At 72.0% G+C, this 24,724-nt stretch carries 25 protein-coding genes; 11 read left to right on the top strand and 14 right to left on the bottom strand.

The window, feature by feature from the left end:
• Positions 1 to 19: 19 nt before the first annotated feature.
• From ACP4J0_RS16865 to ACP4J0_RS16835, 7 genes are all read right to left on the bottom strand, one after another.
• Positions 20 to 253 (bottom strand): hypothetical protein, encoded by a 234-nt coding sequence (locus ACP4J0_RS16865; RefSeq protein WP_071528763.1) that lies wholly within the window; start codon positions 251 to 253, stop codon positions 20 to 22.
• Positions 254 to 355: 102 nt separating this feature from the next.
• Positions 356 to 1,342, bottom strand: a complete 987-nt coding sequence (locus ACP4J0_RS16860) for a DEDDh family exonuclease (RefSeq protein ID WP_426599492.1) — start codon at positions 1,340 to 1,342, stop codon at positions 356 to 358.
• Between the two features lie 258 nt (positions 1,343 to 1,600).
• On the bottom strand, positions 1,601 to 2,608 hold the full coding sequence (locus tag ACP4J0_RS16855; RefSeq protein WP_426599491.1) for a CopD family protein: 1,008 nt from the start codon (positions 2,606 to 2,608) through the stop codon (positions 1,601 to 1,603).
• Between the two features lie 131 nt (positions 2,609 to 2,739).
• The gene (locus ACP4J0_RS16850) at positions 2,740 to 4,134 is read right to left on the bottom strand and encodes a CoA transferase (protein WP_426599490.1); all 1,395 of its coding nucleotides are present in this window, start codon (positions 4,132 to 4,134) and stop codon (positions 2,740 to 2,742) included.
• Positions 4,131 to 4,688, bottom strand: a complete 558-nt coding sequence (locus tag ACP4J0_RS16845) for a hypothetical protein (RefSeq protein WP_426599585.1) — start codon at positions 4,686 to 4,688, stop codon at positions 4,131 to 4,133. The genes ACP4J0_RS16850 and ACP4J0_RS16845 overlap by 4 nt, the downstream gene beginning before the upstream one ends.
• Positions 4,689 to 4,793: 105 nt before the next feature.
• A complete protein-coding gene (locus ACP4J0_RS16840) occupies positions 4,794 to 6,323 on the bottom strand; it encodes a S8 family peptidase (RefSeq protein ID WP_426599489.1) in 1,530 nt (509 codons plus the stop codon).
• Between the two features lie 82 nt (positions 6,324 to 6,405).
• Complete coding sequence (locus tag ACP4J0_RS16835; protein WP_426599488.1) at positions 6,406 to 7,980, bottom strand: S8 family peptidase; 1,575 nt, start codon at positions 7,978 to 7,980, stop codon at positions 6,406 to 6,408.
• Positions 7,981 to 8,244: 264 nt separating this feature from the next.
• On the opposite strand from ACP4J0_RS16835, the gene ACP4J0_RS16830 reads away from it, so the two are divergent.
• The 3 genes from ACP4J0_RS16830 to moaA all read left to right on the top strand — a co-directional run bounded on the left by ACP4J0_RS16830 (position 8,245) and on the right by moaA (position 11,407).
• On the top strand, positions 8,245 to 8,601 hold the full coding sequence (locus tag ACP4J0_RS16830) for a DUF485 domain-containing protein (RefSeq protein ID WP_375922535.1): 357 nt from the start codon (positions 8,245 to 8,247) through the stop codon (positions 8,599 to 8,601).
• A complete protein-coding gene (locus tag ACP4J0_RS16825; RefSeq protein ID WP_426599487.1) occupies positions 8,598 to 10,232 on the top strand; it encodes a solute symporter family protein in 1,635 nt (544 codons plus the stop codon). Before ACP4J0_RS16830 ends, ACP4J0_RS16825 begins: the two co-directional genes overlap by 4 nt.
• 185 nt (positions 10,233 to 10,417) lie before the next feature.
• Positions 10,418 to 11,407 (top strand): GTP 3',8-cyclase MoaA, encoded by a 990-nt coding sequence (moaA, locus tag ACP4J0_RS16820; RefSeq protein ID WP_426599486.1) that lies wholly within the window; start codon positions 10,418 to 10,420, stop codon positions 11,405 to 11,407.
• Positions 11,408 to 11,427: 20 nt separating this feature from the next.
• Here moaA and ACP4J0_RS16815 read toward each other — a convergent pair whose 3' ends face one another.
• Both ACP4J0_RS16815 and ACP4J0_RS16810 read right to left on the bottom strand, forming a co-directional pair.
• On the bottom strand, positions 11,428 to 11,661 hold the full coding sequence (locus ACP4J0_RS16815) for a hypothetical protein (RefSeq protein WP_426599485.1): 234 nt from the start codon (positions 11,659 to 11,661) through the stop codon (positions 11,428 to 11,430).
• Positions 11,662 to 11,940: 279 nt separating this feature from the next.
• Positions 11,941 to 12,339, bottom strand: coding sequence for a DUF3099 domain-containing protein (locus ACP4J0_RS16810; RefSeq protein WP_426599484.1), 399 nt, complete (start codon positions 12,337 to 12,339; stop codon positions 11,941 to 11,943).
• Between the two features lie 260 nt (positions 12,340 to 12,599).
• Here ACP4J0_RS16810 and ACP4J0_RS16805 point away from each other — a divergent pair, with 260 nt between their 5' ends.
• Entirely contained in the window at positions 12,600 to 12,881 is a 282-nt protein-coding gene (locus tag ACP4J0_RS16805; protein ID WP_361737914.1) for a GlsB/YeaQ/YmgE family stress response membrane protein, read from the top strand.
• Positions 12,882 to 12,990: 109 nt separating this feature from the next.
• On the opposite strand, the gene tyrS is transcribed toward ACP4J0_RS16805, so the two are convergent.
• From tyrS to ACP4J0_RS16790, 3 genes are all read right to left on the bottom strand, one after another.
• Positions 12,991 to 14,259: a tyrosine--tRNA ligase gene (gene tyrS / locus ACP4J0_RS16800; RefSeq protein ID WP_426599483.1), complete on the bottom strand. Its 1,269-nt coding sequence runs from the start codon at positions 14,257 to 14,259 to the stop codon at positions 12,991 to 12,993.
• A 61-nt stretch (positions 14,260 to 14,320) separates the two neighbouring features.
• Positions 14,321 to 15,715, bottom strand: coding sequence for a metallopeptidase TldD-related protein (locus tag ACP4J0_RS16795; RefSeq protein ID WP_426599482.1), 1,395 nt, complete (start codon positions 15,713 to 15,715; stop codon positions 14,321 to 14,323).
• The gene (locus ACP4J0_RS16790) at positions 15,712 to 17,235 is read right to left on the bottom strand and encodes a TldD/PmbA family protein (protein WP_426599481.1); all 1,524 of its coding nucleotides are present in this window, start codon (positions 17,233 to 17,235) and stop codon (positions 15,712 to 15,714) included. Before ACP4J0_RS16790 ends, ACP4J0_RS16795 begins: the two co-directional genes overlap by 4 nt.
• Positions 17,236 to 17,516: 281 nt before the next feature.
• Between ACP4J0_RS16790 and fabG the strand changes: the two genes are divergently transcribed.
• The 3 genes from fabG (at position 17,517) to ACP4J0_RS16775 (ending at position 19,522) form a co-directional block, all read left to right on the top strand.
• Entirely contained in the window at positions 17,517 to 18,221 is a 705-nt protein-coding gene (fabG, locus tag ACP4J0_RS16785) for a 3-oxoacyl-[acyl-carrier-protein] reductase (protein ID WP_426599480.1), read from the top strand.
• A 5-nt stretch (positions 18,222 to 18,226) separates the two neighbouring features.
• Positions 18,227 to 18,994, top strand: coding sequence for an enoyl-ACP reductase FabI (gene fabI / locus ACP4J0_RS16780; protein ID WP_426599479.1), 768 nt, complete (start codon positions 18,227 to 18,229; stop codon positions 18,992 to 18,994).
• Between the two features lie 168 nt (positions 18,995 to 19,162).
• Positions 19,163 to 19,522, top strand: coding sequence for a hypothetical protein (locus ACP4J0_RS16775; RefSeq protein ID WP_426599478.1), 360 nt, complete (start codon positions 19,163 to 19,165; stop codon positions 19,520 to 19,522).
• Here ACP4J0_RS16775 and ACP4J0_RS16770 read toward each other — a convergent pair.
• On the bottom strand, positions 19,500 to 20,192 hold the full coding sequence (locus ACP4J0_RS16770; protein ID WP_426599477.1) for a FadR/GntR family transcriptional regulator: 693 nt from the start codon (positions 20,190 to 20,192) through the stop codon (positions 19,500 to 19,502). The two genes, ACP4J0_RS16775 and ACP4J0_RS16770, sit on opposite strands and share 23 nt — an antisense overlap.
• Before the next feature lie 88 nt (positions 20,193 to 20,280).
• Between ACP4J0_RS16770 and ACP4J0_RS16765 the strand changes: the two genes are divergently transcribed.
• The 4 genes from ACP4J0_RS16765 to ACP4J0_RS16750 all read left to right on the top strand — a co-directional run bounded on the left by ACP4J0_RS16765 (position 20,281) and on the right by ACP4J0_RS16750 (position 22,919).
• Positions 20,281 to 21,684 (top strand): CynX/NimT family MFS transporter, encoded by a 1,404-nt coding sequence (locus ACP4J0_RS16765; protein ID WP_426599476.1) that lies wholly within the window; start codon positions 20,281 to 20,283, stop codon positions 21,682 to 21,684.
• A gap of 118 nt (positions 21,685 to 21,802) precedes the next feature.
• The gene (locus ACP4J0_RS16760) at positions 21,803 to 21,919 is read left to right on the top strand and encodes an SGM_5486 family transporter-associated protein (RefSeq protein WP_426519409.1); all 117 of its coding nucleotides are present in this window, start codon (positions 21,803 to 21,805) and stop codon (positions 21,917 to 21,919) included.
• Between the two features lie 183 nt (positions 21,920 to 22,102).
• On the top strand, positions 22,103 to 22,309 hold the full coding sequence (locus ACP4J0_RS16755) for a hypothetical protein (RefSeq protein ID WP_426599475.1): 207 nt from the start codon (positions 22,103 to 22,105) through the stop codon (positions 22,307 to 22,309).
• A gap of 91 nt (positions 22,310 to 22,400) precedes the next feature.
• Positions 22,401 to 22,919 (top strand): SixA phosphatase family protein, encoded by a 519-nt coding sequence (locus tag ACP4J0_RS16750; RefSeq protein WP_426599474.1) that lies wholly within the window; start codon positions 22,401 to 22,403, stop codon positions 22,917 to 22,919.
• A gap of 80 nt (positions 22,920 to 22,999) precedes the next feature.
• On the opposite strand, the gene serB is transcribed toward ACP4J0_RS16750, so the two are convergent.
• Positions 23,000 to 24,244, bottom strand: coding sequence for a phosphoserine phosphatase SerB (serB, locus tag ACP4J0_RS16745; protein ID WP_426599473.1), 1,245 nt, complete (start codon positions 24,242 to 24,244; stop codon positions 23,000 to 23,002).
• Between the last annotated feature and the right edge of the window lie 480 nt (positions 24,245 to 24,724).

Raw genomic sequence — 24,724 nt, 5'->3', positions numbered from 1 at the left:
GGGCGGGCAGGCGAAGGGGTCAGACCTTGTCGACGATCCCCGCCCTCCCCTCCGCGCGGGCGCAGTGGGCGCCGCAGTACCAGTGGCCCTCGACCTCGACGCCCTGGCCGATGATCTGCACCCGGCAGTGCTCGCAGATGGGGGCCATCCGGTGGATCGCGCAGGAGAAGCAGTCGAAGACGTGCACCGCTCCCTGGGCGTGGACCTCGAAGGTCATTCCGTAGTTGTTGCCGCAGACTTCACATGTCGCCATGCGCCACAGGGTGAGCCGTCACCGCGACGCGGGCGAGCGGGCGCCGGGCGAGTCGCCCGGAATCACCCGTCCGTACGGCTCGGGTACGGCTCACGTACCCGCTCAGCCGTCCGCGGGCTCGACATCCGCGAGCAGTTGCCCGAACGCGGCCTCGTCCACCACCGGCGTGCCGTACTGGCGGGCCTTGACCACCTTCGACGTGCCCGAGTCCGGATCGTTGGTGACCAGCAGACTGGTCAGCCGGGACAGGCTGGTGGCGACATGCAGTCCGGCCTCCGTCGCGCGGTCCTCCAGCAGGTCCCGCTCGACGGAGGTGTCACCCGAGAAGGCGACCCGCATGCCCTGTTTGAGCCGTTCGCCCTCTTCGTACCGGCCGGGGTTGGGATAGGGGCACGCGGGCCTTTTGCGGGCGGGGCGCCAACCGGTCTGCCGGTAGCCACCGTGGCCCGCCTGCTGCCCGATCCGGGGAGCGGGCCGGTCCGACCACTCGGTCAGCGGCCGGCACTCGTGCAGCGGCAGCCGTACGCCACCCGCCGCCGCGGCGAGCAGGCTCGGCCGGAACGCCTCCGCCAGCACCCGTGCGTCGTCCAGCGCGTGGTGCGCCCGCTGCTGTACGACGCCGAAGTGGGCGGCCAGCGACGCCAGCTTGTGGTTGGGCAGGGGCAGGCCCAGCTCCTTGGAGAGCGCGATGGTGCACAGCCGTTGGCGCACCGGCGCCTCGCGCTTCGCGCGCGCGTACTCGCGGGCGATCATCTGCCAGTCGAAGACGGCGTTGTGCGCGACGAGCACCCGCCCGTCGAGCCGGGCCGCGAACTCCTCGGCGACGTCCTGGAAGAGCGGCGCACCCCGGAGCACCTCGCTCGTCAGGCCGTGTATCCACACCGGGCCCGGGTCCCGCTCCGGATTGACCAGGGTGTACCAGTGGTCCTCGACCTCACCGCGGGCGTCCAGCCGGTAGACGGCCGCGGAGATGATGCGGTCGTCGCGGGCCAGGCCGGTGGTCTCCACGTCGACGACCGCGTACCCCTGCGGATACGCGGCCGGCCACGTCGTGGCGGACGACGCTGCGGTCGTGTGGTCTTCGAGCATGGTCCATGAGGATACGGGCCGCGACTGACACTCCGGTCCGGCAGGTGCCCCGCGCCGCCCGGCGAAACGGTTCCGCCGCCAAGTTCCGCCCGGCGGGCGAGGGTTACGGCGGGAAGGGGGCGGGGAGGCGGGAGCGGGGCGTCTGCACGGGGCGGGCGACACGCCCGACGGCGTCCCCCGTGTGTGACGCGACCCACGCACGGCGAGGCCCTGACGGGCCGTGGGGCTGCCGGTCGTCCGGCAGGTCACGGACGCGGGTCACCACCGGATCGGTACCGGAAGGGCCGTCAGGAGTCCGGACACCGCGACCACCACGCCCAGGGCGACGACCTCCGCGCGCGCGGGGGAGCAGGCTGTCAGGGGGTCGGCCGCGCGGCTCAGCCGGATCCTGGCCCACAGTGCGAGGGCGGCGACGGCGGCCACGAGAATCACCTTGGCGAGCAGGACCCGCCCGTACGCCGTGTCCGTCAGCTGGTCCACGATCGTGCCCGGCGGCATCCGGCGCAGCGAACTGCCCACCCCGGTCGCCGTGATGGCCGCCAGCAGAACGGCCGCCACGCGCGCGTAGAGACCCAGCAGGGCCGGACCCGCCTCGGCGCCCCGCCACTGCCGCAGGGTCCGCAGCGCGTACAGCAGACCGCCCACCCACAGCGACGCACACGTCAGGTGGACGAGGGTCAGACCGGAGCCGATCAGCGGGCTGTACTCGGTCGTGGGGTGCGCGCGCAGCGCCTCCGCGACGACCACGGCGGCCAGCGGCCAGACCTGGAGGCCCGGCCGGCGCGAGGTGGCGCACAGGCCGGCCGCGAGGAACGCGTTGACCTCCAGGAGCGCGAGCTTGCCGTCACGGGACTCGTAGAGGCCGCCCACGTCGATGTCGGCGAAGCTGTCCGGCACCAGATTGCCCGTGGCCACGACCGACGCCAGACCGAGTGCCGCGACGAATCCGGCGGCGGCGGCGTACGGCGACCAGCCGCGGGGCCGCTGAGCGGGAGCGTCGGGGAGCGACCGGGCCAGCCGGTTCACGAAGAGCTCGCCGACCGGCACGCTCAGCGCGGCGAAGAGCACCGTGCGCAGCAGTGCTATGCCGCCGGTGCCGGGCGCCGCGTCCTCCCCGGTGCCGTGCAGGGCGGGCGACGGGCCGAGGACGGGTATCAGGGCGGCCAGCACCACCAGCACGAGCACGGCCACGGTCCGGCCGGTACCGGAGGGCCGCGTGTGCCGTCCGGTACCGGCGGTCCTGGACGGAGGTCTTGTCAAGGTCACCTCGAGATCTTCACCAGCTCCCCCAGAGCCGGGCAAGTTCCGGAAAACAACTGGCGCTCCGGCATTCCGTACATGAGGACGTTTTCGGCCGCCGTACGGTTCGGGGAGGCCGGGAAGGGATGACGAACGCGTCACACCCACCGCGCGGTGTCCGCGCCGCACGGCCCCGGCGGCCGGGCCCAATCGGCCGGGCCGCCCGTGAAGGACACCGGCGGCAGGGCGTACCGCAACCGCCCCAGTGGGCTGTCCCGTTCGGCGAGCCAGGGCCCCGGACCCGGGTACGCCGCGTCGCCGGCACCGTCCGCGGCATCCGGCCGGATCCCGTCCGTCAGCCAGCAAGCGGTCCGCGCCAGCGCCACCCGGACGTACCGGCTGCCGCCCTCGTACGACCGCTCGGTCAGCGCCCGCAGCACCCCGGCCGCCAGCAGGTACCCGGTGCCGTGGTCGAGGGCCTGCGCGGGCAGCGCGCCCGGCCGCTCGGAGGTCCCCTCCACCGCGGCGATCCCGGTGGCCACCTGCACCAGGCTGTCGAAGCCGCGCCGCCCGGCCCACGGCCCGCGGGCGCCCCACGCCGACAACTGCGCCACGACCAGCCCCGGCCTGCGCGCGGCGAGCGCCTCGGGGGACAGCCCGAACCGGTCCAGCGCACCCGGCCGGTACCCGGTGACGACGACGTCGGCCGCGCCGAGCAGTTCCTCGAACGTCCCGTGACCGTGACCGCGCGACAGGTCCAGCGTCGTGGACCGCTTCCCGAAGCCGGTGTCGGCATGCTGGTCGGACAGTTCCGGCAGCCCCGGCGGGTCCACGCGCAGCACGTCCGCACCGAGCAGGGCGAGCGTGCGGGTGGCGACCGGCCCCGCGACGACCCGGGTCAGGTCCAGGACACGCAGCCCGGCGGCGGGCAGCAGGGGAGACGGCGGGGACGACGCGGGGACCGGCGACGGGCACGCGCGCGCGGGCGACGCGTCCAGCCGTCCCCGTTCCACCAGCGGCAGCCGCGCCACGGCCCCGCCCTGCCCGGACGCCGCCCACTGCTCGGGCGTCCGCAGCGCGACGGCCAGCCCGCCGGCCGCGTACACGGTCTCCTGGACCTCCCACGCGGACCGCCCGGCGAGCACCGACCCCACCGCGGCCACGTCCTCGGGCACGCCCAGCGCGCCGAGCAGCCGCTCCCGGTGATGCGGATAGTTCGCGTGCGTGCGCACCCACCCGTCGGCCGTCCGCCACAGCCGCGACAGCGGCGCGAACGACACCGGCTCCCGCCCGCCGACCCGCAGATGCCGCTCACTGGTGAAGGCCGCGGCGACGGCCCCGTCGTCCACCCGCACCCCGGGCACCTCCCCGAGGCCGGCCCGCCGCGCCCCCAGCTCGGCGGCGGCCAGCGCACACGCGCCGACACACGCCCTCGCCGACTCCCGCACCGGAAGCCGCGCGCCGAGCGCCCCACGGCGTACGACCTCCGACACCCGGGACACCAGCGCGGGATCGCCGCCCAACGCCGACCACACCTGCTCGACACCTCTCATGGGAGGTACTGTGCGGGGTCGGCTCCGGCAGCACCAGGGGCGGCCGGCCACGCCAGCCGCACCTTCCGGCGCACGTCCGTGGGCCGCAGCTCCCACCCCTGGGCGAGGGCCGCTTCGGCGACGTACCGCCCGCCCACACCACGGTGGTCGCGACGCGGTATCCCGCATTCCACGGGGGATGTCCCGCCCTCCGGGTCCGTCGCGCGGGTGGTCCAGTGGGCGACCTTCCTGCCGACGCGCGCCCTGTAGTACTCGGTGTCGCCCTCGTGCCGCGGCTCCGGCCAGGTCACGCACCAGGAGCCCAGCCGCGCGATCGCGCCCAGGGTGTCGTCCACGAACCTCATGCAGCCGTCCCCGAAGCCCTCGCCGACCGCGGTGATCAGGTCGGTGAACAGACCCACCACGAAGAGCACGGCGGCGACGGCCGGCCACACCGCGCACAGCAGCGGGAAGAACACCAGGGTCGCGGCGAACCGCAGTGCCGACTGCCACCGCGGCCGGACCGGTTCGGGCATCCAGGTCTCGTATTCCTCGTGAACGCGCACGGCGCGCATCATGCCGGACGCCGGACGCCGGACGCCGGACGCCGGACGCCGGACGCCGGAAGCGGGAAGCGGGCCGGGAGGCTGCCCCCGGCCCGCTCCACGCGCGCGTGCCGGTTACCGGGTCACCGCGTCCAGCGCGTCGGCCGTGCCCCAGCCGTAGAAGCCGTTGCGGTTCTTCGAGCCCTCGCACACCGCGTCGACCTTGCCGTCGCCGTCGATGTCGTACGGCTTGGTGCACGGCGTGGCGTCGGCCTGCGCGTACAGCAGGGCCTTCACCATGGCCGGGGAGGCGTACGGGTGCGTCGACTTGATCAGGGCGGCGACACCCGCGACGTGCGGCGACGCCATCGACGTACCGGCCATGTAGCCCCACCTGCCGCCGGGCAGCGTGCCCAGGATCAGACCGCTGGTGGCGGGCGGTGCCGGCGTCTGGTACGCCGTCGAGTCACCGCCGGGCGCGGCGATGTCGACGACACCGAGACCGTGGTTGGAGAAGGACGACTTGAGACCCTTCGCGCCGGTCGAGGCGACCGTCACGACGCCGGGCAGCTGGGTCGGGATGTCGAGGCACTCGGACGGGTCGACCACCCGGTCGCCGGGCGTGGTGTCGTTCGGGGAGGACGGGTCGGTGATCTCGTCGGCCGCGAGGTCGTAGTTCTCGTTGCCGGCCGCGGCGACGTTGACCGTGCCCTTGCGCTCCGCGTACCGCGAGGCGCGGGTGACGGCCTCCAGGAGCGCCTTCTGGTCCGGGTCGTCCTTGCAGTTGAAGTACCAGGGGTCGGTGTAGTAGCTGTTGTTGGTCACGTCGACGTCGTGCTCGGCCGCCCACATGAAGCCGCAGACCACGGCCTCGGTGTAGAAGAAGCCGTCCGGGTTGGACACCTTGATGCCGGAGACCTTCACCCCGGGCGCCACCCCGGTCATGCCGACGCCGTTCTTGGCGGCGGCTATCTCCCCCGCCACGTGCGTGCCGTGCGGGCTCTCCGCCGCGCTCGGCCGCCAGGCGCCGTCGCTGGTGTCCGGCTTGCCGGAGACGCAGTTGACGGAGGCGTCCCGGTCGAAGTTCGGGGCGATGTCCGGGTGGGTGTCGTCGACGCCGGTGTCGATGACGGCGACGGTCACCTTCTCGCTGCCCAGCGACTTCTCGTGCGCCTTGTCCGCCTTGATGGCGGGCAGGTCCCACTGGAGGGGCTGCAGCGGGTCCTGCCCCTCGACGGCCTCGGCCGCGGCGATCTCCTGGCTGCTGAGCACCTTCGGCGCGCCCGTGTCGGTCGTGGCGGCCGAGGGCAGCGGCGCCGTGCGGGTGGCACCGGCCGACTGCACGCCGCGCACCTTGCGGATGGTCTTGGCGAAGTCCGGGTTCGCGGAGTGGACGACGATCACGCCGATCCGGTCGTACGACGTCACGATCGTGCCGCCGGCCTTGGCTATCGCCCGCTTCACGTGCGCCGAGGGGCCGTGCCCGGGACGGACGTTGACGACGTGGCTGAGGGACGACGACGTGCCGGCCGCGACCGCGGGAGAGGCCTGAGCGCTCTCCGCGGCGGAGGCCGGGACGCCCGGCAGGAACGCGAGGGACGCGGCCACGGCCATGCCGGCCGGGATCGCGAGGGCGCGGCGGTGACGCGGGTGGTGCGCTGTCATGTGCGATGTCTCCAGTTGTTTCGAGGGACTTCGTGAGCGTGACGGGGACACGGGAGCAGGCCTGCGGAGCCGGACGGGCGGATCACTTCACCGCGCGCAGCGCGTTGACGATGCCGAAGCCGTAGAAGCCGTTGACCCGCTTGCCGCCCTCGCACGTGGCGTCCTGCGTGCCGTCGCCGTCCTGGTCGTAGGAGGCCGGGCAGCCGGGGTTGTCCGCCTGGGCCTTCAGCAGCCACTGCAACTGCGCCGGGGACGCCCACGGGTGCTTCGACTTCAGCAGCGCGGCGACGCCCGCGGCGTGCGGCGAGGCCATCGAGGTGCCCTGGAGCCAGGCGTACTCGTTGTTCGGCATGGTCGACAGGATGCGGCCGTTCTTCGACGGCGTGTCCGGGATCTGGTAGCGCGCGTCACCGCCCGGCGCCGCGATGTCGACGACACCGTTGCCGTACGTGGAGTAGTACGACTTCTCCTTGTCGACGCCCGTCGCGCTGACCGTCACGATGCCCGGCAGCTGGGTCGGCACGTCGAAGCACTCGTGCGGGTCGATGGTCCGCGTCACCGGAGTGGTGTCGTTCGGGCTGGAGTCGTCGACGATCGCGTCCGCGTCCAGGTCGTGGTTGGAGTTGCCCGCGGAGGCGAGGTGCAGGGTGCCCTTGCGCTGGGCGTACAACTGGGCCCGGTTGACCGCGTCGACGATCGCGCGCTGGTCGGGGTCGTCCATGCAGTTGTACAGCCAGGGGTCCACGTAGTAGCTGTTGTTCGTGATCTCGACGCCGTGGTCGGCGGCGAACATGAACGCGCACACGACGTTCTCGGGGTAGAAGAGCCCGTTGTCCGGGTCGCTCACCTTGATGCTGGAGACCTTCACGCCCGGCGCGACACCGGCGACGCCGATGCCGTTGCGGGCGGCGGCTATCTCACCGGCCACGTGGGTGCCGTGGTAGTCGTCGGCGGTGTACGGCCGCCAGGCGCCCTCGCTGGTGTCCGCCTTGCCGCCCACGCAGTTGGCGGACTGCGAGGCGGAGAAGTTCGGGGCGAGGTCGGGGTGGGTGTCGTCGACGCCGGTGTCGATCACGGCGACGGTGACCCGGGAACTGCCCGGGTTGATCTTCGCCGCCTTGTCGGCGCCTATCGCGCGCAGGTCCCACTGGTCCGCTTCCAGCGGCTCGCCGGCCCCCGCGGCCTCGGACGCCTTCGAGGTCCTCGCGGCCTGCTCGTCGGTGAGCACCTGGGCGGCGCCCTGGTCCGTCGTCCCGGCGGCGGTCAGCGGCGCGGTGCGGGTCGCGCCCGCCGACTGCACCCCGCGCGCCTTCCGTATCCGCTCACCGAAGTCGGGGTTCGCCGAGTGGACGACGATCACGCCTATCTTCTGGTACGTCGCCACGACGCTGCCGTCGGCCTCGGCTATCGCGCGCTTCACCGACGCGATCGTGCGGTGGTCCGTCCTCGTGTTGACGACGTACGCCAGGCCGGGCGCGTCCCCGGACCGGTCGGCCCGCGCGGCCTGTGCGGCGGTGTCCGCCTGCGGGGCGGCCGAGGCGGCCGCCGGCAGGAAGCCGAGCGACGCGGTCAGCGACAGGACGACGGGTACGGCGAGGGCGAGTCGCCGTCTGGAACGCGAGGACCGCGACGAACGCGGCGAAGACAGATGATCCATGGGGTCTCCACATCATCCGGAAACGAAACCGGCCCGAGACACAGGTGGTGCTCGGGCAGGTACATGACGGAGTGGTGCAGGGCGAAGTTATCCCCCGCAGTCCCTGGCCAGCAATGACCCGCCACGGATGACTTCGGAAAGTGCTCCGGGTGTTGAACCGGTCCCCGTGGGGCGCCGTGTCGTTGGACAGGGAGCCCGAGCACGATCAGGCCCCTGTGAAACACCGAGGTCCAAGCCGTCATGTCCGTCGTACGAGGAGACTCCGTGGCCACCGACGCACCACCCCCCTCGAAAGAGGAACGCCCACTTCCCTCCGCCGAGGAGTTCTCCGAAGTGCAGCAGAGCGCTGAGTTCGCCGAACTGCGCCGCTCCTTCCGCTCCTTCGCCTTCCCGCTGACGATCGCCTTCGTCGCCTGGTACCTGCTGTACGTGCTGCTGTCGAACTACGCCGGCGGCTTCATGGGCACCAAGCTGTTCGGCAACATCAACGTCGCCTTCGTCTTCGGTATCGCCCAGTTCGTCACCACGTTCCTCATCGCCTGGTGGTACTCGCGGTACGCCGCCGCGAAGCTCGACCCCAAGGCCGAGGCCATCAAGTCCCGGATGGAGGGCGGCGCATGAGCCCCGCACAGACCGTTCTCGCCGCCGAACTCGCCGCCAACGAGGCCAGCGAGCACCGGCCGCTCATCATCACGCTCTTCGCGCTCTTCGTCGTCGCGACGCTCGGCATCACCGTCTGGGCGGGCCGCCAGACCAAGGACGCCGCCGACTTCTACGCGGGCGGCCGGTCGTTCAGCGCCTTCCAGAACGGCCTCGCCGTCTCCGGCGACTACATGTCCGCCGCTTCCTTCCTCGGCATCGCCGGCGCCATCGCCCTCTTCGGCTACGACGGCTTCCTCTACTCCATCGGCTTCCTGGTCGCCTGGCTGGTCGCCCTGCTCCTGGTGGCCGAGCCGCTGCGGAACTCCGGCCGCTACACGATGGGCGACGTCCTCGCGTACCGCATGCGCCAGCGCCCCGTGCGCACCGCCGCCGGCACCTCCACGATCGTCGTGTCGATCTTCTACCTGCTGGCCCAGATGGCGGGCGCGGGCATCCTCGTCTCCCTGCTGCTCGGCATCACCTCCGACGCGGGCAAGATCCTCATCGTCGCCCTCGTCGGCCTGCTGATGATCGTGTACGTCTCCATCGGCGGCATGAAGGGCACCACCTGGGTCCAGATGGTCAAGGCCGTGCTGCTGATCGGTGGCACCATCCTGATCACCTTCCTGGTGCTGCTGAAGTTCAACTTCAACATCTCCGACCTGCTCGGCACCGCCGCCGAGAACAGCGGCAAGGGCGCCGCCTTCCTGGAGCCCGGCCTCCAGTACGGCGCCAGCGGCACCACCAAGCTCGACTTCATCTCCCTGGGCATCGCCCTGGTGCTCGGCACGGCCGGCCTGCCGCACATCCTGATCCGCTTCTACACGGTGCCCAACGCCAAGGCCGCCCGTAAGTCCGTGAACTGGGCCATCGGCATCATCGGCGCCTTCTACCTGATGACCATCGCGCTCGGCTTCGGCGCCGCCGCGCTCATCGGGCCGAAGGAGATCATCGAGTCCAACCCGTCCGGCAACACGGCCGCACCGCTGCTCGCCCTGCACGTGGGCGGCGTCGACTCGGCGTGGGGCGCGATCCTGCTCGCCACGATCTCCGCGGTGGCGTTCGCGACCATCCTCGCCGTGGTCGCCGGCCTCACCCTCGCCTCGTCCTCGTCCTTCGCGCACGACATCTACGCCAACGTCATCCGCAAGGGCCAGGCCACCGAGAAGGAGGAGATGCGGGCGGCCCGCTGGGCCACCGTCTTCATCGGCATCGTCTCCATCGCGCTCGGCGCCCTCGCCCGCGACCTGAACGTGGCCGGCCTGGTCGCCCTGGCCTTCGCGGTCGCCGCCTCCGCGAACCTGCCGACGATCCTCTACAGCCTGTTCTGGAAGCGGTTCACCACCCAGGGCGCCCTGTGGTCGATCTACGGCGGTCTGATCGTCGCCGTCGGCCTGGTGCTGTTCTCGCCCGTGGTCTCCGGCGACCCGAAGGCCATGTTCCCGGACGTCGACTTCGCCTGGTTCCCGCTGAAGAACCCGGGCATCATCTCCATCCCGTTCGGCTTCCTCATGGGCTGGCTCGGCACGATCCTGTCCAAGGAGAAGGCCAACGAGGCGAAGTACGCGGAGCTGGAGGTCCGGTCCCTGACCGGCACCGGAGCGCACTGAGCCACGCACGGGCCCGCACCGGGCCACCGCGGACGCGGCCGCGTCGTAGATCTCTACGACGCGGCCGCGTCGCACGTCGTGGGATCCGGGCCGCTGTCGATGTCGGACCGGTCACGTAGGCTCGCAGATGTCGGAGGAGAGAAGTGGAAGGGCTCCGCCGATCCGCGTCGAGGGAGGGGGCCCACGTGCTCATCGACACCTACGGCCGAGTGGCCACCGACCTGAGGGTCTCGCTGACCGACCGCTGCAACCTGCGCTGCACCTACTGCATGCCCGAAGAGGGCCTGCAGTGGCTGGCCAAGCCCGACCTGCTCACGGACGACGAGATCGTCCGCCTCATCGGCATCGCCGTCACCTCCCTCGGTATCGAGGAGGTCCGCTTCACCGGCGGCGAGCCCCTGCTGCGCCCCGGCCTGGCCGGCATCGTCGAGCGCGTCGCCGCCCTGGAGCCGCGCCCCCGGATGTCCCTCACCACCAACGGCATCGGCCTGCGCCGCACGGCACCGGCCCTGAAGGCCGCGGGCCTGGACCGGGTCAACGTCTCGCTGGACACCCTGCGCCCGGACGTCTTCAAGACCCTCACCCGCCGGGACCGCCACAAGGACGTCCTGGAGGGCCTGGCAGCCGCCCGCGAGGCCGGGCTGACGCCGGTCAAGGTGAACTCGGTCCTGATGCCGGGGCTCAATGACGACGAGGCCCCCGACCTGCTGGCCTGGGCCGTCGAGCACGACTACGAGCTGCGCTTCATCGAGCAGATGCCGCTGGACGCCCAGCACGGCTGGAAGCGCGAAGGCATGATCACCGCCGGTGACATCCTCGCCTCCCTGCGCACCCGTTTCGAGCTGACCGCCGAGGGCTCCGAGGAGCGCGGCTCGGCCCCCGCCGAGCGCTGGCTCGTGGACGGCGGCCCGCACCGCGTCGGCGTCATCGCCTCCGTCACCCGCCCGTTCTGCTCGGCCTGCGACCGCACCCGCCTGACCGCCGACGGCCAGGTGCGCACCTGTCTCTTCGCCCGCGAGGAGACCGACCTGCGCGCCGCCCTGCGCTCCGACGCCCCCGACGAGGAGATCGCCCGCATCTGGCGACTGGCCATGTGGGGCAAGAAGGCCGGCGCCGGCCTCGACGACCCGGCCTTCGTCCAGCCCGACCGGCCGATGTCGGCGATCGGAGGCTAGGACGGGCTCCTAGGACGGGCTCACGGCAGTTCCTGCGGACCGGCGGAGGCTTCCCAGTCGGCCAGCGGGACCACGTCCTTCAGGAAGCCCCGCACGTCGAGGAACCGGGACAGATGCTCCCGGTGCTCGTCGCACGCGATCCACGTCTTGCGGCGCTCCGGCGTGTGGATCTTCGGGTTGTTCCATGCCAGCACCCACCCGGCGGCGGCGCGGCAGCCCTTGGCGGAGCAGATCGGGGTGGTTTCGTCACTCACAGCTTCGTCTCACAACTACCGGAAACAACTACGGAACAACCGGGGGACCAACCGCGGGAGCGACCGCGTCACAACCACGGAACCTGCATGAAAAAGGCGACGCCGAGCAGCCACGGGGGGAGCTGCCCGGCGTCGGTCCGTCGCTCCGACGGGGGATGCGGAGCGAGTACGAAGTATGTCACGGGTCACCCATGACCCGGCACCGGAACAACACGATTCATCTGAGCATTTCTTCGGTCTGGCGCGGAATCGACGTTCGCCTCCGGGAGCGTCCCGCGGTCACGTCCGGCCGCGCGGCTCACCCGCCGTGCCCGCCGCCGGACCGGGCACGGCGTCCTCCGGGACGGATTCCGCCGAGCCGTCGTCGGCACGCGGCGGCATGATCATCGGCGGCGTCGGCGCCGTCACGAACGTCGACGGCAACGATGGCGCGTTCTCACGCCCGGCGTTCGCGATCACGACCGCGATGTACGGCAGGACCACCCCGAGGACCAGGGCCACGATCGCGACGTGCCGTTCCACGTTCCAGAGACAGGCCGCGAGGACCACCGACACCGTACGGACCGACATCGAGATGATGTAGCGGCGCTGCCGCCCGCGCACGTCCTCCTGGAGGCCCGTCCGGGCTCCGGTGATCCGGAACACCTCGGCACTGCCGCCGGCACTCTGCTTCCGCATCTGGTTCCACCATCCGCCCGCATCGGACTCTCCCCGCCCCGCTCCCGTCCGCGGCCGCTCGGGGACACCGGTCCCGGACAGCTCTCACGTTACGCCGCACCTGCGCCGCTTACGAGACCGGGGCACCCCGGGACCGCGCACCCGGCATGCGCCGCGCTCCGTAGTCCGGTACCCCGTTCGGCCGTACCCGGCATGCGCCGTACGCGGTACGGCCGAAGACTGGCGGAAATGCTCGCGTAGAGCCGTATGAGGAGGCAGGCATGGGCTGGTTGTGGGCGATCATCGTCGGATTCGTGCTCGGTCTGATAGCCAAGGCGATCATTCCCGGGAAGCAGCACAGCCCCCTGTGGCTGACCACCATCTTCGGCATGCTCGGCGCCATCGCGGGCAACGCGATCGCGCGGGCGGCCGGCGTGGACGCGACCTCCGGCATCGACTGGTGGCGGCACGTCTTCCAGCTGGTGGCCGCGATCGTCATCGTCGCCGTGGGCGACGCGATCTACATGGCGGTGCGGGGCAACAAGCGGCGTGAACGGGCCTGACGCCCCGCACGGTCCCCGCACGACGGGGGAAGGGGCGGCCTCCGGCAAGCCGCAGGGCAGCGGAAACCGCCCCTCCCGCACCCCGCCGGGGCGAGGGCCGTAGGCACGCTCAGGCGCCGGTGACCTCCACCGCGGCCAGGTTCTTCTTGCCGCGGCGCAGCACCAGCCAGCGCCCGTGCAGCAGGTCCTCCCGGGCTGGCACGGCGTCCTCGCCGGTGACCTTGGCGTTGTTCACGTAGGCGCCGCCCTCCTTGACCGTGCGGCGCGCGGCGGACTTGCTGGCGACCAGGCCGACCTCGGCGAACAGGTCGACGACCGGAGCCGGCTCGGCGACCTCGACGTGCGGCAGCTCGGAGAGGGCCGCGGCCAGCGTCCGCTCGTCGAGCTCCGCCAGGTCGCCCTGGCCGAAGAGGGCCTTGGACGCGGCGATCACGGCGGCCGTCTGGTCGGCGCCGTGCACCAGCGTCGTCAGCTCCTCGGCCAGCGCGCGCTGCGCGGCCCGGGCCTGCGGCCGCTCCTCGGTCTGCCGCTCCAGCTCCTCCAGCTCCTCGCGGGAGCGGAAGGACAGGATGCGCATGTACTTCGAGATGTCCCGGTCGTCCGCGTTCAGCCAGAACTGGTAGAACGCGTACGGCGTGGTCATCTCCGGGTCCAGCCAGACGGCGCCGCCCTCGGTCTTGCCGAACTTGGTGCCGTCCGCCTTGGTCATCAGCGGCGTCGCGTACGCGTGGACGGTCGCGTCCGGCTCCAGGCGGTGCAGCAGGTCGAGACCGGCCGTGAGGTTGCCCCACTGGTCGCTGCCGCCGCCCTGGAGGGTGCAGCCGTACCTCCGGTAGAGCTGGAGGAAGTCCATCGCCTGGAGGAGCTGGTAGCTGAACTCCGTGTAGCTGATGCCCTCGGAGGACTCCAGGCGGCGGGCGACGGAGTCCTTGGTCAGCATCTTGTTGACCCGGAAGTGCTTGCCGATGTCCCGCAGGAACTCGATCGCCGACAGGCCCTCGGTCCAGTCGAGGTTGTTGACCATCAGGGCCGCGTTCTCACCCTCGAAGGACAGGAACGGCTCGATCTGGCCGCGCAGCCGCTCCACCCAGCCCGCGACGGTCTCCGGCGGGTTCAGCGTGCGCTCGGCGGTCGGCCGCGGGTCGCCGATCTGGCCCGTCGCGCCGCCGACCAGCGCCAGCGGCCGGTGACCGGCCTGCTGGAGCCGGCGCACGGTGAGCACCTGCACCAGGTGCCCCACGTGCAGGGACGGCGCGGTCGGGTCGAAACCGCAATAGAACGTGACGGGACCGTCCGCGAGCGCCTTGCGCAAGGCGTCCTCGTCGGTGGACTGGGCGAACAGCCCACGCCACTTCAGCTCGTCGACGATGTCCGTCACGGTTCTCGTGTCTCCTACATGATCATGATCTTCGGCAGTCGGGTGACAGCCGCCTACGAGGTTATACGCCCTGGCTGACAGAGCTCATATTGAAATCGGGGACGCGCAGCGCCGGCATCGCGGCCCTGGTGAACCAGTCGCCCCACTCCCTGGGCAGCGTCTTCTCCGTGCGCCCGGCCTCCGCGGCCCGGCCCAGCAGATCCACCGGCGACTCGTTGAACCGGAAGTTGTTCACCTCGCCGACGACCTCGCCGTTCTCGACGAGATAGACGCCGTCCCGGGTGAGCCCGGTCAGCAGCAGCGTCGCCGGGTCGACCTCACGGATGTACCAGAGGCAGGTCAGCAGCAGCCCGCGCCCGGTGGACGCGACCATCTCCTCCAGGGAGCGGTCGGTGCCGCCGTCCAGGACCAGGTTGCCGATCGCGGGCGCCACCGGCAGCCCGGTCAGCCCGGCGCTGTGCCGGGTGGTCGTCAGCCGGTGCAGCTCGCCCGCGCGGATCCAGTCGGTCGCCGCCACCGGCAGCCCGTTGTCGAACACCGACTGGTCGCCGCCCGAGGAGTGCGCGACCACGAAGGGCGCGCACTCCAGGCCCGGCTCGTGCGGATCGCTGCGCAGGGTCAGCGGCAGCTCGCCGAGCCGCTCGCCGACGCGCGTGCCGCCGCCCGGCTTCGAGAACACCGTGCGCCCCTCGGCCGCGTCCCGCCCCGACGCCGACCAGAACTGGTAGATCAGCAGGTCCGCGACCGCGGTCGGCGGCAGCAGCGTCTCGTACCGGCCCGCGGGCAGCTCCACCCGCCGCTCGGCCCAGCCGAGCCGTACGGCCAGCTCGGCGTCGAGCGCCGCCGGGTCGACGTCCTTGAAGTCCCGTGTGGAGCGTCCCGCCCACGCCGACCGGGTGCGGTCCGGCGACTTGGCGTTCAGCTCCAGCGTGCCGTTCGGCTGGTCGTGCCGCAGCCGCAGCCCCGTCGACGTACCCACGTACGTCGACGTCAGCTCGTGGTTGGCGAAGCCGTACAGCTCCCGGCCGCCCGCCCGCGCGCGGGCGAACGCCTCACCGAGGGCCGGCGCGAAGTCGGCGAACACGGCCGACGAGGTCTCGGCGGGCGCGTCGGTGAAGTCGGGCGAGGAGGGCACGCCCGTGACCAGCGGCTGCGCGTCCTCGGCCGGTCCGGCGCCGCGTGCGGCGGCCTCGGCGGCGCGCACCAGGGGCTCGAGCTCGTCCACGGTCACCGCCGAGCGCGACACGACCCCGGAGGCCGTGCCCTCCCGCCCGTCCACGGTGGCGACGACGGTGAGGGTGCGCCCGCGCGTGACGCCGTTGGTGGTGAGGGCGTTGCCCGCCCAGCGCAGGTTGGCGGTGGACTCCTCGTCGGCGATGACGACGCATCCGTCCGCCCGGGACAGCTCCAGCGCCCGCTCGACGATCTCGTGCGGCTTGCTCGTGAGCGCGCTCATCGACCGGCCTCCTGGGTGGTGTTGAGGATGTTGACTCCCTTGAAGAGGGCGGACGGGCAGCCGTGCGACACGGCCGCGACCTGCCCCGGCTGGGCCTTGCCGCAGTTGAAGGCACCGCCCAGGACGTACGTCTGAGGGCCGCCGACGGCCGCCATGGACCCCCAGAAATCGGTGGTCGTCGCCTGGTAGGCCACGTCCCGCAGCTGACCGGCGAGCCGCCCGTTCTCGATCCGGAAGAACCGCTGCCCGGTGAACTGGAAGTTGTAGCGCTGCATGTCGATGGACCAGGACCGGTCACCGACGACGTAGATCCCGCGCTCCACGCCCCCGATCAGGTCCTCGGTGGACAGCCCGCCGGGATCCGGCCGCAGCGACACGTTGGCCATGCGCTGCACGGGTACGTGCGCGGGGGAGTCGGCGTAGGCGCACCCGTTGGACCGCTCGAACCCGGTGAGCTTCGCGATCCGCCGGTCGAGCTGGTAGCCGACGAGCGTGCCGTCCTTCACCAGGTCCCAGGACTGCCCCTCGACGCCCTCGTCGTCGTACCCGATGGTCGCCAGGCCGTGCTCGGCGGTGCGGTCGCCGGTGACGTTCATCAGCTCGGAGCCGTAACGCAGCTTGCCGAGCTGGTCGAAGGTGGCGAAGGAGGTGCCGGCGTAGGCGGCCTCGTAGCCGAGGGCGCGGTCGAGCTCGGTGGCGTGTCCGATGGACTCGTGGATGGTCAGCCAGAGGTTGGACGGGTCGACGACCAGGTCGTACAGGCCCGCCTCGACGCTCGGCGCCCGCATCTTCTCGGCCAGCAGCTCCGGGATCTCGGCCAGTTCGGCGTCCCAGTCCCAGCCGGTGCCGGTCAGGTACTCCCAGCCGCGACCGGCGGGCGGCGCGAGGGTGCGCATGGAGTCGAACTCGCCGCTGGAGCCGTCCACCGAAACGGCGGTGAGCACCGGGTGCAGCCGCACCCGCTGCTGCGTGGTCACGGTCCCGGCGGTGTCGGCGTAGAACTTGTTCTCGTGCACGGTGAGCAGCGAGGCGTCGACGTGGTCGACCCCGTCGGCCGCCAGCAGCCGCGCGCTCCAGTCGGCCAGCAGGGCCGACTTCTCCGCGTCGGGCACGGTGAAGGGGTCGACCTCGTACGACGAGACCCACGTCCGGTCGGCGTGCACGGGCTCGTCGGCGAGCTCCACCCGCTCGTCCGACCCCGCCGCCTTGATGACCTGCGCGGACAGCTTTGCCATCGCCACCGCCTGGGACGCCACCTTGGCGGCGGCGTCCATGGTGAGGTCCACACCGGACGCGAAGCCCCACGTACCGCCGTGCACCACGCGCACCGCGTACCCGAGGTCGGTGGTGTCCGAGGACCCGGCGGGCTTGGCGTCCCTGAGGCGCCAGGCGGCGCCTCGCACCCGCTCCAGGCGGAAGTCCGCGTGCTCGGCACCGAGCGCACGCGCGCGGGCGAGGGCGGCGTCCGCGAGGGCGCGCAGGGGAAGTGCAAGGAATGACTGATCGACCTCGTGGGCCACGAACGGCCTCCCTTGAGTCATGGTGAGCGGGACATGCTTGTCCCGCAGTGAATCATGGGGCGTCGGCACCGGGCCGGGCCAATGGATTCACGTCCGGCACGGAGGGCGGGAACCCGGGCCCCTTCTGTAGGGACCCGACAGTCAGCCCCGTAAGCCACTGTGGGTGCCCGAGTCTTTGCGCAGGGGTGGGGACCGATAGGTTTTCGAGGAAGCCGCCTGTCAACGCCGCCCGTCAACCGGGTGTTCGGGCGGGTACCAGCCGCTATCGAAAGGGTGATCCGTTGAGCCGCTCGGTTCTCGTCACCGGAGGCAACCGGGGCATCGGCCTCGCCATCGCCCGCGCTTTCGCCGACGCCGGCGACAAGGTCGCGATCACGTACCGCTCGGGTGAGCCCCCCGAGGGTTTCCTCGCCGTCAAGTGCGACATCACCGACAGCGAGCAGGTGGAGCAGGCCTACAAGGAGATCGAGGAGACCCACGGTCCCGTCGAGGTCCTGGTCGCCAACGCCGGCATCACCAAGGACCAGCTCCTGATGCGGATGTCCGAAGAGGACTTCACCTCCGTCATCGACACCAACCTCACCGGCACCTTCCGCGTCGTCAAGCGCGCCAACCGCGGCATGCTGCGGGCCAAGAAGGGCCGTGTCGTGCTCATCTCGTCGGTGGTCGGGCTCCTCGGCTCCGCGGGGCAGGCGAACTACGCCGCCTCCAAGGCCGCGCTGGTCGGCTTCGCGCGCTCCCTCGCCCGTGAGCTGGGCTCGCGCAACATCACCTTCAACGTCGTCGCGCCCGGTTTCGTCGACACCGACATGACCCGGGAGCTCACCGAGGAGCAGCAGACGAAGATCCTCGCGCAGGTGCCGCTCGCCCGGTACGCGCAGGTGGAGGAGATCGCCGCGGCGGTGCGGTTCCTCGCCTCGGAGGACGCCTCGTACATCACTGGAGCCGTCATCCCCGTTGACGGCGGACTGGGAATGGGTCACTGATCACCATGAGCGGAATTCTCGAGGGCAAGCGCGTCCTGATCACCGGTGTGCTGACGGAGGCCTCCATCGCCTTCCACACCGCCAAGCTGGCCCAGGAGCAGGGCGCCGAGGTCATCCTGACCGCGTTCCCGCGGCCCACGCTGACCGAGCGCATCGCCAAGAAGCTGCCCAAGCCCGCCAAGGTCATCGAGCTGGACGTCACCAACGACGAGCACCTCGGACGCCTGGCCGACGTCGTCGGCGAGGAGCTGGGCGGCCTCGACGGCGTCGTCCACTCGATCGGCTTCGCCCCGCAGGACGCGCTCGGCGGCAACTTCCTGAACACGCCGTTCGAGTCGGTCGCCACCGCCATGCACGTCTCGGCGTACTCCCTGAAGTCGCTGACCATGGCCTGCCTGCCGCTGATGCAGAACGGCGGCTCGGTCGTCGGCCTCACCTTCGACGCGCAGTTCGCCTGGCCGCAGTACGACTGGATGGGCCCGGCCAAGGCCGCGCTGGAGGCCACCAGCCGCTACATGGCCCGTGACCTGGGCAAGCAGAACATCCGCTGCAACCTGGTCTCGGCGGGTCCGCTCGGCTCCATGGCCGCCAAGTCCATCCCGGGCTTCAGCGACCTGGCCGCCGTGTGGGACAGCCGTTCCCCGCTGGAGTGGGACCTGAAGGACCCGGAGCCCGCCGGCCGCGGTGTCGTCGCGCTGCTGAGCGACTGGTTCCCGAAGACCACGGGCGAGATCGTCCACGTCGACGGCGGTCTGCACGCCATCGGCGCCTGACCGGTCGTCCCTCCGGGGCCCGCATCCACCAGGGTGCGGGCCCTTGGCGTGTCACCCGTTCGGCCCAGCCGGCCGGGCGGCGGGGCAGTCGACGGCACACGCTGGAGTACGAGTTCCTCACCACGCGCCTTCCCTCCCCAGTTCCCCGTACGGCCGAGGAGGTCCCCTGTGCGTCTGCTTTCCCGCCTGGCCTCAGTGACCGCCGCCGTCGCCTGCGTACTGATCCTGCCGTACGAAGCGGTGTCCCACGCGCGCGTGCCCGCCGGGGACACCGGGGACTCCGCGTCGGCGGAGCCGTTCGGCGCCGAGTGCCGGGTCCGCGTCGACGACTCCCAGGTGACCGCCCACTGCCACAACCCGTTCCCGGAGACCGACCACGTGCGCCTGCACATCGAGTGCGTCCGCTGGTGGGACCTCGACAGCGACGGCTCGGCGGTCGCGGCGGGGCCCGCGCAGACCGTGCGACTGGACGGACGCTGCTGGAAGGAGATCCAGGCGGCGTGGGTCAGCCATCAGCGGGCGCGCTGATCCGGCCCGGACGGCACAGGAACGGATAGCCGGCCGCCTCCTGGGCGGCCGTCACCGCGTCCCCCACGCGGATCGCGTCGACCAGCCGCGTGTGGTCCATGTGCGTCTCCGGCGTCAGCTCGCCGCCGACGTCCACGCGCAGCCAGTCCCGCATCACCTCGCCCAGATCCGCGTACATCGCGGTCATCACGTCGTTGTGCGAGGCGGCCACGACGGCCAGGTGGAACGTCGCGTCCGCCGTCACGAACGCCTCAGTGTCACCCGACTCCCAGGCCTCCTCGCGGCGCACCAGCAGCGCGTCGAGCTGCTTGAGGTCCTTCTCCGTGCGCCGCTCGGCGGCGAGCCGGGCGGCGGCGGACTCCAGCGTGGAACGCAGCTCGGCGATGTGCCGGGGGTCGGCCTCGGCGAAGCGGCGCTGCATCACGCCCGCCAGCTCGCTGGTCGCCACGACGTACGTGCCGGAGCCCTGGCGGATGTCCAGCAGACCGTTGTGGGCCAGCGCGCGGACCGCCTCACGGACCGTGTTCCGGGCGACACCGAGCTGTTCGACCAGTTCGGGCTCGGTCGGGATGCGGGAGCCGACCGGCCACTCGCCCGAGGCGATCTGCTGGCGCAGGGCCGCGATGACCTGCTCGGACAGCGCCGAACGGCGGGGATGGCTCAGGGGCATGGCTCACCTTCGCACGCGAGTCCCGGCGGCGGACAGCCACCGGGCACCGGATGACGCCGGGATGGACAACCAATCATCCCATGATTCTATGATGGGTCTCATGGCTAGTGACGAAACCCGGACGGAGACCATGAGGTCCACGACCCCCGGCGAGGCGACCGCACGCGACGCCCGGGTACCCGGCGAGGCGCCCGGGGCACCCGGCACGCGCGCGTGGACGACGTGGACGACCCGCCTGCTCCTCCTCGGCATCGTCCTGGCCGCGCTGAACCTGCGCCCCGCCATCACGAGCCTGGGCGCGCTCCTGGAGGAGGTCCGCGACGGGCTCGGCATGAGCGGCAGCGTGGCCGGGCTCCTCACCTCCGTGCCCCCGCTCTGCTTCGCCGTGTTCGGGGTCACCGCCCCGCGGCTGGCCCGCCGCTTCGGGCCCGGCGCGGTGGTCTGCGCGGGCATGGTCGCCATCACCGCGGGCCTGCTCATACGCCCGTACGCCGGCGGCACCGCCGGCTTCCTGGCCGCCACCGCCCTCGCGCTGATGGGCATCGCGGTCAGCAACGTCCTGATGCCGGTCATCGTCAAGCGCTTCTTTCCCGACCGGGTCGGCTCCATGACCGGCCTGTACTCGATGGCCCTCGCCTTCGGCACCTCGATCGCCGCCGCGGCGACCGTGCCCATGACGAACGCGCTGGGCGGGGACTGGCAGCCCGGCCTGGCGGTGTGGGCCGTGGTGGCGGCGGCGGCCGTCCTGCCGTGGATCCCGTTCGTACGCGAACGGAGGGCACCGTCCACGCTCACGCCCGCCCCGGACCCTTCCGACGAGGCCCTCGAGGCCGACGAGGCCACCGGGAAGCCCGCGACCGCACGCCCTGCGGACCGGCAGGCGAAGCAGCCCGCCGAGCAGCCCCCGCTGCGGATCACCCGCAGCCGCACGGCCTGGGCCCTCGCCGTCTTCTTCGGCCTCCAGGCCACCGCCGCCTACATCACGATGGGCTGGATGGCGCAGATCTTCCGGGACGCGGGTGTGTCCGCCGGCACCGCCGGGCTGCTGCTCGCCGTCATCATGGTGATGGGCGTGCCGCTCGCCTTCGTCATCCCGCGCGTGGCCACCCGCCTGCCCCATCAGGGCCCGATCGTGCTGGTACTGGGTGTGTGCGGGCTCGCCGGATACGCCGGCCTGTACTTCGCGCCGGCCGGCGGTGCCTGGGCCTGGGCCCTGCTGCTCGGCGTCTCCAACTGCGCCTTCCCGCTCGCGCTGACCATGGTCGGGATGCGGGCCAGGACGGGCGCGGGCGTCGCCCAGCTGTCCGCCTTCGCGCAGAGCACCGGCTACCTGATCTCCATCCCGGGTCCGCTGCTGGTGGGCGTGCTCTACCAGCACAGCGGCGGCTGGGGCCTGCCGATCGCACTGATGAGTGCCCTGATGGTGCCGCAGATGGTGGTGGGCTTCCTGGCGGGGCGCGACCGCACGGTGGAGGAGGAAGCGGCCCGCTGACTCCGGCAGGGGCCTGATGGCTCCGGGGGAGCGGCCTCCCGGCGTCGGGGCAGGCGCCCGCTGACGGCGGAAGCGGCCCGCCTGCCCCGGTGCGGGCGACGGATGCGAGACTTGCCGTATGCCAGTCCTCGACCCGAACCCCCAGCACGGCCAGAAGAAGATGCTGTACGTCTTCGGCGGCTTCCTCGCGATCTTCGTGATCATCGGCGTCATCGCGACGATCGCCGCACCGTGATCCCGCCCTCGGCCGCCCGACGGTGGGGTTAACCCCCCATCCCCTAGGGGGCGAGGGTCAGGGTCAAGTGGGTGGACCTCCGGATGGGTTGGGGCCCGCGGATTCCGTAGTTTCGAGATGTGCCCGCCACAGGCGGGCCGCGGAGCACGGACCAGGGACGCTCGAAGACCAGCGGAGGCACTCATGTCGGCCCCAACCCACACCCGGCCTCCCCGGACACCCGGGGGCGGCGTCGAGATCCGGCTGCCCTGGTGGGCCCTCACTCTGCCCGTGCTCGCATTCGTCGCGCTGCTCCTGCTGATACTCAATCCCGCCGAGGCCCACGCCACCGCCGGCGAACCCGCGATCGCCCACCTCCTGGAGCTGGTGCGGCAGCTGACCGGGCGCTGAGGCGGACCGGCGCCCCGGATCCGCCCGAGGCGGTGCATCCGCATGTCAACTCCCTGCGCCCCGTGGCCTGTTTCATGCGAAGCTGGATGCCATGAGCGTCGCAGAATCCCGCAGGATTGTCCTTTTCCGGCATGCGAAAGCCGACTGGCCACAGGTGACCGACCACGAGCGGCCGCTCGCCGATCGGGGCCGCAAGGACGCCGCAGAGGCCGGGCGCCGGCTCGCGGACACCGGCGTCCACTTCGACCAGGCCCTGTGCTCCACCTCGACCCGGACCCGCGAGACCTGGAAGCTCGCCGTCGCGGAGTTCCCGCAGCGGCCGAAAACCGTCTACGAGGAGCGGATCTACGAGGCCTCTCCCGGCGAGCTGATCGCCGTGCTCAACGAGACCCCCGACGACCTGCGGAACGTGCTGGTGATCGGCCACAACCCGGGCATGGAAGCACTCGCCGAGATCCTGGCGGGCTCGGCCGAGGGCGACGTCCGCGAGCGGATGGGCCACCGGGGCTTCCCGACCGCCGCCTTCGCCGTCCTGACCTTCACGGGCTCCTGGAAGGACGTCGAGCCGGGCGCTGCCTCCCTGGTCGACTACTGGGCGCCGGCCGACTGACCCGCCCCCGCGCGACAGGGCCCGGCACCCAGGCGGTCCGGGCCCTCGCCGTACGAGCCGCCCGGGGCCGGGCGCGTGAGTCAGATCCGGTCGACGGGCAGGCCGACGCCCTCGCCGAGACCCTCGTCCAGCGTGTCCGCCGCCTCCACCTCTTCGCGGGTGATGCCGAGCAGGTACAGCACCGTGTCCAGGAAGGGCACGTTCACCGCGGTGTGCGCCGCCTCGCGCACCACCGGCTTGGCATTGAAGGCGACCCCGAGCCCGGCCGCGTTCAGCATGTCCAGGTCGTTGGCCCCGTCCCCGATCGCCACGGTCTGCGCCAGCGGTACGCCCGCCTCGGCGGCGAACCGGCGCAGCAGCCGGGCCTTGCCCGCCCGGTCCACGATCTCCCCGGTGACCCGGCCCGTCAGCCTGCCGTCGACTATCTCCAGCGTGTTGGCCTGGGCGAAGTCCAGCCCCAGCCGCTCCTTCAGATCGTCGGTGACCTGGGTGAAGCCGCCGGAGACGACCCCCACCTGGTAGCCGAGCCGCTTCAGCGTACGGATCAGGGTGCGGGCACCCGGCGTCAGCCGTACCTCGCTGCGCACCTTCTCCACCACCGAGGCGTCCAGCCCCGCCAACAGCGCCACGCGCGCGTGCAGCGACTGCTCGAAGTCCAGCTCCCCGCGCATCGCGGCCGCCGTCACCTCGGCGACCTTGTCCTCGCAGCCGGCGTGCGCGGCGAACAGCTCGATGACCTCGTCCTGGATCAGGGTGGAGTCCACGTCCATCACGACCAGGCGCTGCGCCCGCCGGTGCAGCCCCGCCGAGACGACCGCGACGTCCACACCGAGCGCCGCGGCCTCGGTGGCCAGCGCGGTGCGCAGCGGCTCGGTCTCCACGCCGGACACCGCGAACTCGACAGCGGTCACCGGGTACTTGGCCAGCCGGAAGATGCGGTCGATGTTGCTGCCGGACTCGGCGATCCGGGCCGCTATGGCGGCCGTCGCCTCCGCGGTGAGCGGGTGGCCGAGCACCGTGACCAGGGAGCGGCCGAGACCGCGCGGCCGGTTGTCGCCGATACCGGAGATGATCTCCGCCTGCAGCTTCAGTGACTCCGCCCAGCTGTGCACGGTCGCCCGCAGATCACCCTCAAGGCTCCGGGGCGGCTCGGTCACGAGCGCGCACAGCACGATCCGGCCACGGGTGACTACCTGCTCGATGTCGACGACGTCGACGGAGTAGGCGGCGAGGGTGTCGAACAGGCCGGCCGTGATGCCCGGTCGGTCCTTGCCGAAGATCTTGACGAGAAGCGTGGGAACGTCAGAGGTCTGCGAAGCGCTCATGGTGCTCCCACCGTATCCGGCACCCGGTGCCTCCCGCCCCCGAGGTCCGCCTGACGGACACGGCCCCGCCGGGGCGGGCCCCGGCCCGCGCCCGCACGTTCACCGCTGCACCGGGGGTGCGGGGCGGTGCTGGAAGCGGGGGGCGATGAAGCCGGTGGCCGTTCACCCCCCGGCGAGGACGCCCGCGTCTACGCTTCCCGGGGCGGTGGGTCCAGTGGTCTGGGCTCAGGGCGGTGGGTCCAGTGGTCTGGGCTCAGGGCGGTGGGTCCAGTGGTCTGGACTCAGGGCGGTGGGTCCAGTGGTCTGGGCTCAGGGCGGTGGGTCCAGCGGTCTGGACTCAGGGTGATGGTTCCAGCGGTCCCCGGCTCAGGACGGTGGTTTTCAGGGGTCCCCGGCTCAGGGCGATGGTTCCAGCGGTCCCGCTCCTCCGAGAGGGTCTCGGCCGACGTCCCGCTCCGCGCCCGGTCGGCCGGTTTCCCC

Origin of the sequence: Streptomyces sp. WG7 (assembly GCF_049975785.1) — a bacterium.
Taxonomy (GTDB): domain Bacteria; phylum Actinomycetota; class Actinomycetes; order Streptomycetales; family Streptomycetaceae; genus Streptomyces.
Note: the sequence above shows the minus strand (reverse complement) of the source record. Positions and strands in the feature narration are given on the sequence as shown.

What these genes read in the sequence shown, in the direction of transcription:
- ACP4J0_RS16840 (WP_426599489.1), bottom strand. Translation starts at nt 6,323, where the DNA reads ATGACAGCGCACCACCCGCGTCACCGCCGCGCCCTCGCGATCCCGGCC.
- ACP4J0_RS16865 (WP_071528763.1), bottom strand. Translation starts at nt 253, where the DNA reads ATGGCGACATGTGAAGTCTGCGGCAACAACTACGGAATGACCTTCGAG.
- ACP4J0_RS16795 (WP_426599482.1), bottom strand. Translation starts at nt 15,715, where the DNA reads ATGAGCGCGCTCACGAGCAAGCCGCACGAGATCGTCGAGCGGGCGCTG.
- ACP4J0_RS16805 (WP_361737914.1), top strand. Translation starts at nt 12,600, where the DNA reads ATGGGCTGGTTGTGGGCGATCATCGTCGGATTCGTGCTCGGTCTGATA.
- ACP4J0_RS16770 (WP_426599477.1), bottom strand. Translation starts at nt 20,192, where the DNA reads ATGCCCCTGAGCCATCCCCGCCGTTCGGCGCTGTCCGAGCAGGTCATC.
- ACP4J0_RS16825 (WP_426599487.1), top strand. Translation starts at nt 8,598, where the DNA reads ATGAGCCCCGCACAGACCGTTCTCGCCGCCGAACTCGCCGCCAACGAG.
- ACP4J0_RS16850 (WP_426599490.1), bottom strand. Translation starts at nt 4,134, where the DNA reads ATGAGAGGTGTCGAGCAGGTGTGGTCGGCGTTGGGCGGCGATCCCGCG.
- ACP4J0_RS16835 (WP_426599488.1), bottom strand. Translation starts at nt 7,980, where the DNA reads ATGGATCATCTGTCTTCGCCGCGTTCGTCGCGGTCCTCGCGTTCCAGA.
- ACP4J0_RS16810 (WP_426599484.1), bottom strand. Translation starts at nt 12,339, where the DNA reads ATGCGGAAGCAGAGTGCCGGCGGCAGTGCCGAGGTGTTCCGGATCACC.
- ACP4J0_RS16845 (WP_426599585.1), bottom strand. Translation starts at nt 4,688, where the DNA reads ATGCGCGCCGTGCGCGTTCACGAGGAATACGAGACCTGGATGCCCGAA.
- ACP4J0_RS16750 (WP_426599474.1), top strand. Translation starts at nt 22,401, where the DNA reads ATGAGCGTCGCAGAATCCCGCAGGATTGTCCTTTTCCGGCATGCGAAA.
- ACP4J0_RS16755 (WP_426599475.1), top strand. Translation starts at nt 22,103, where the DNA reads ATGTCGGCCCCAACCCACACCCGGCCTCCCCGGACACCCGGGGGCGGC.
- ACP4J0_RS16765 (WP_426599476.1), top strand. Translation starts at nt 20,281, where the DNA reads ATGATGGGTCTCATGGCTAGTGACGAAACCCGGACGGAGACCATGAGG.
- ACP4J0_RS16760 (WP_426519409.1), top strand. Translation starts at nt 21,803, where the DNA reads ATGCCAGTCCTCGACCCGAACCCCCAGCACGGCCAGAAGAAGATGCTG.
- ACP4J0_RS16860 (WP_426599492.1), bottom strand. Translation starts at nt 1,342, where the DNA reads ATGCTCGAAGACCACACGACCGCAGCGTCGTCCGCCACGACGTGGCCG.
- fabI (WP_426599479.1), top strand. Translation starts at nt 18,227, where the DNA reads ATGAGCGGAATTCTCGAGGGCAAGCGCGTCCTGATCACCGGTGTGCTG.
- serB (WP_426599473.1), bottom strand. Translation starts at nt 24,244, where the DNA reads ATGAGCGCTTCGCAGACCTCTGACGTTCCCACGCTTCTCGTCAAGATC.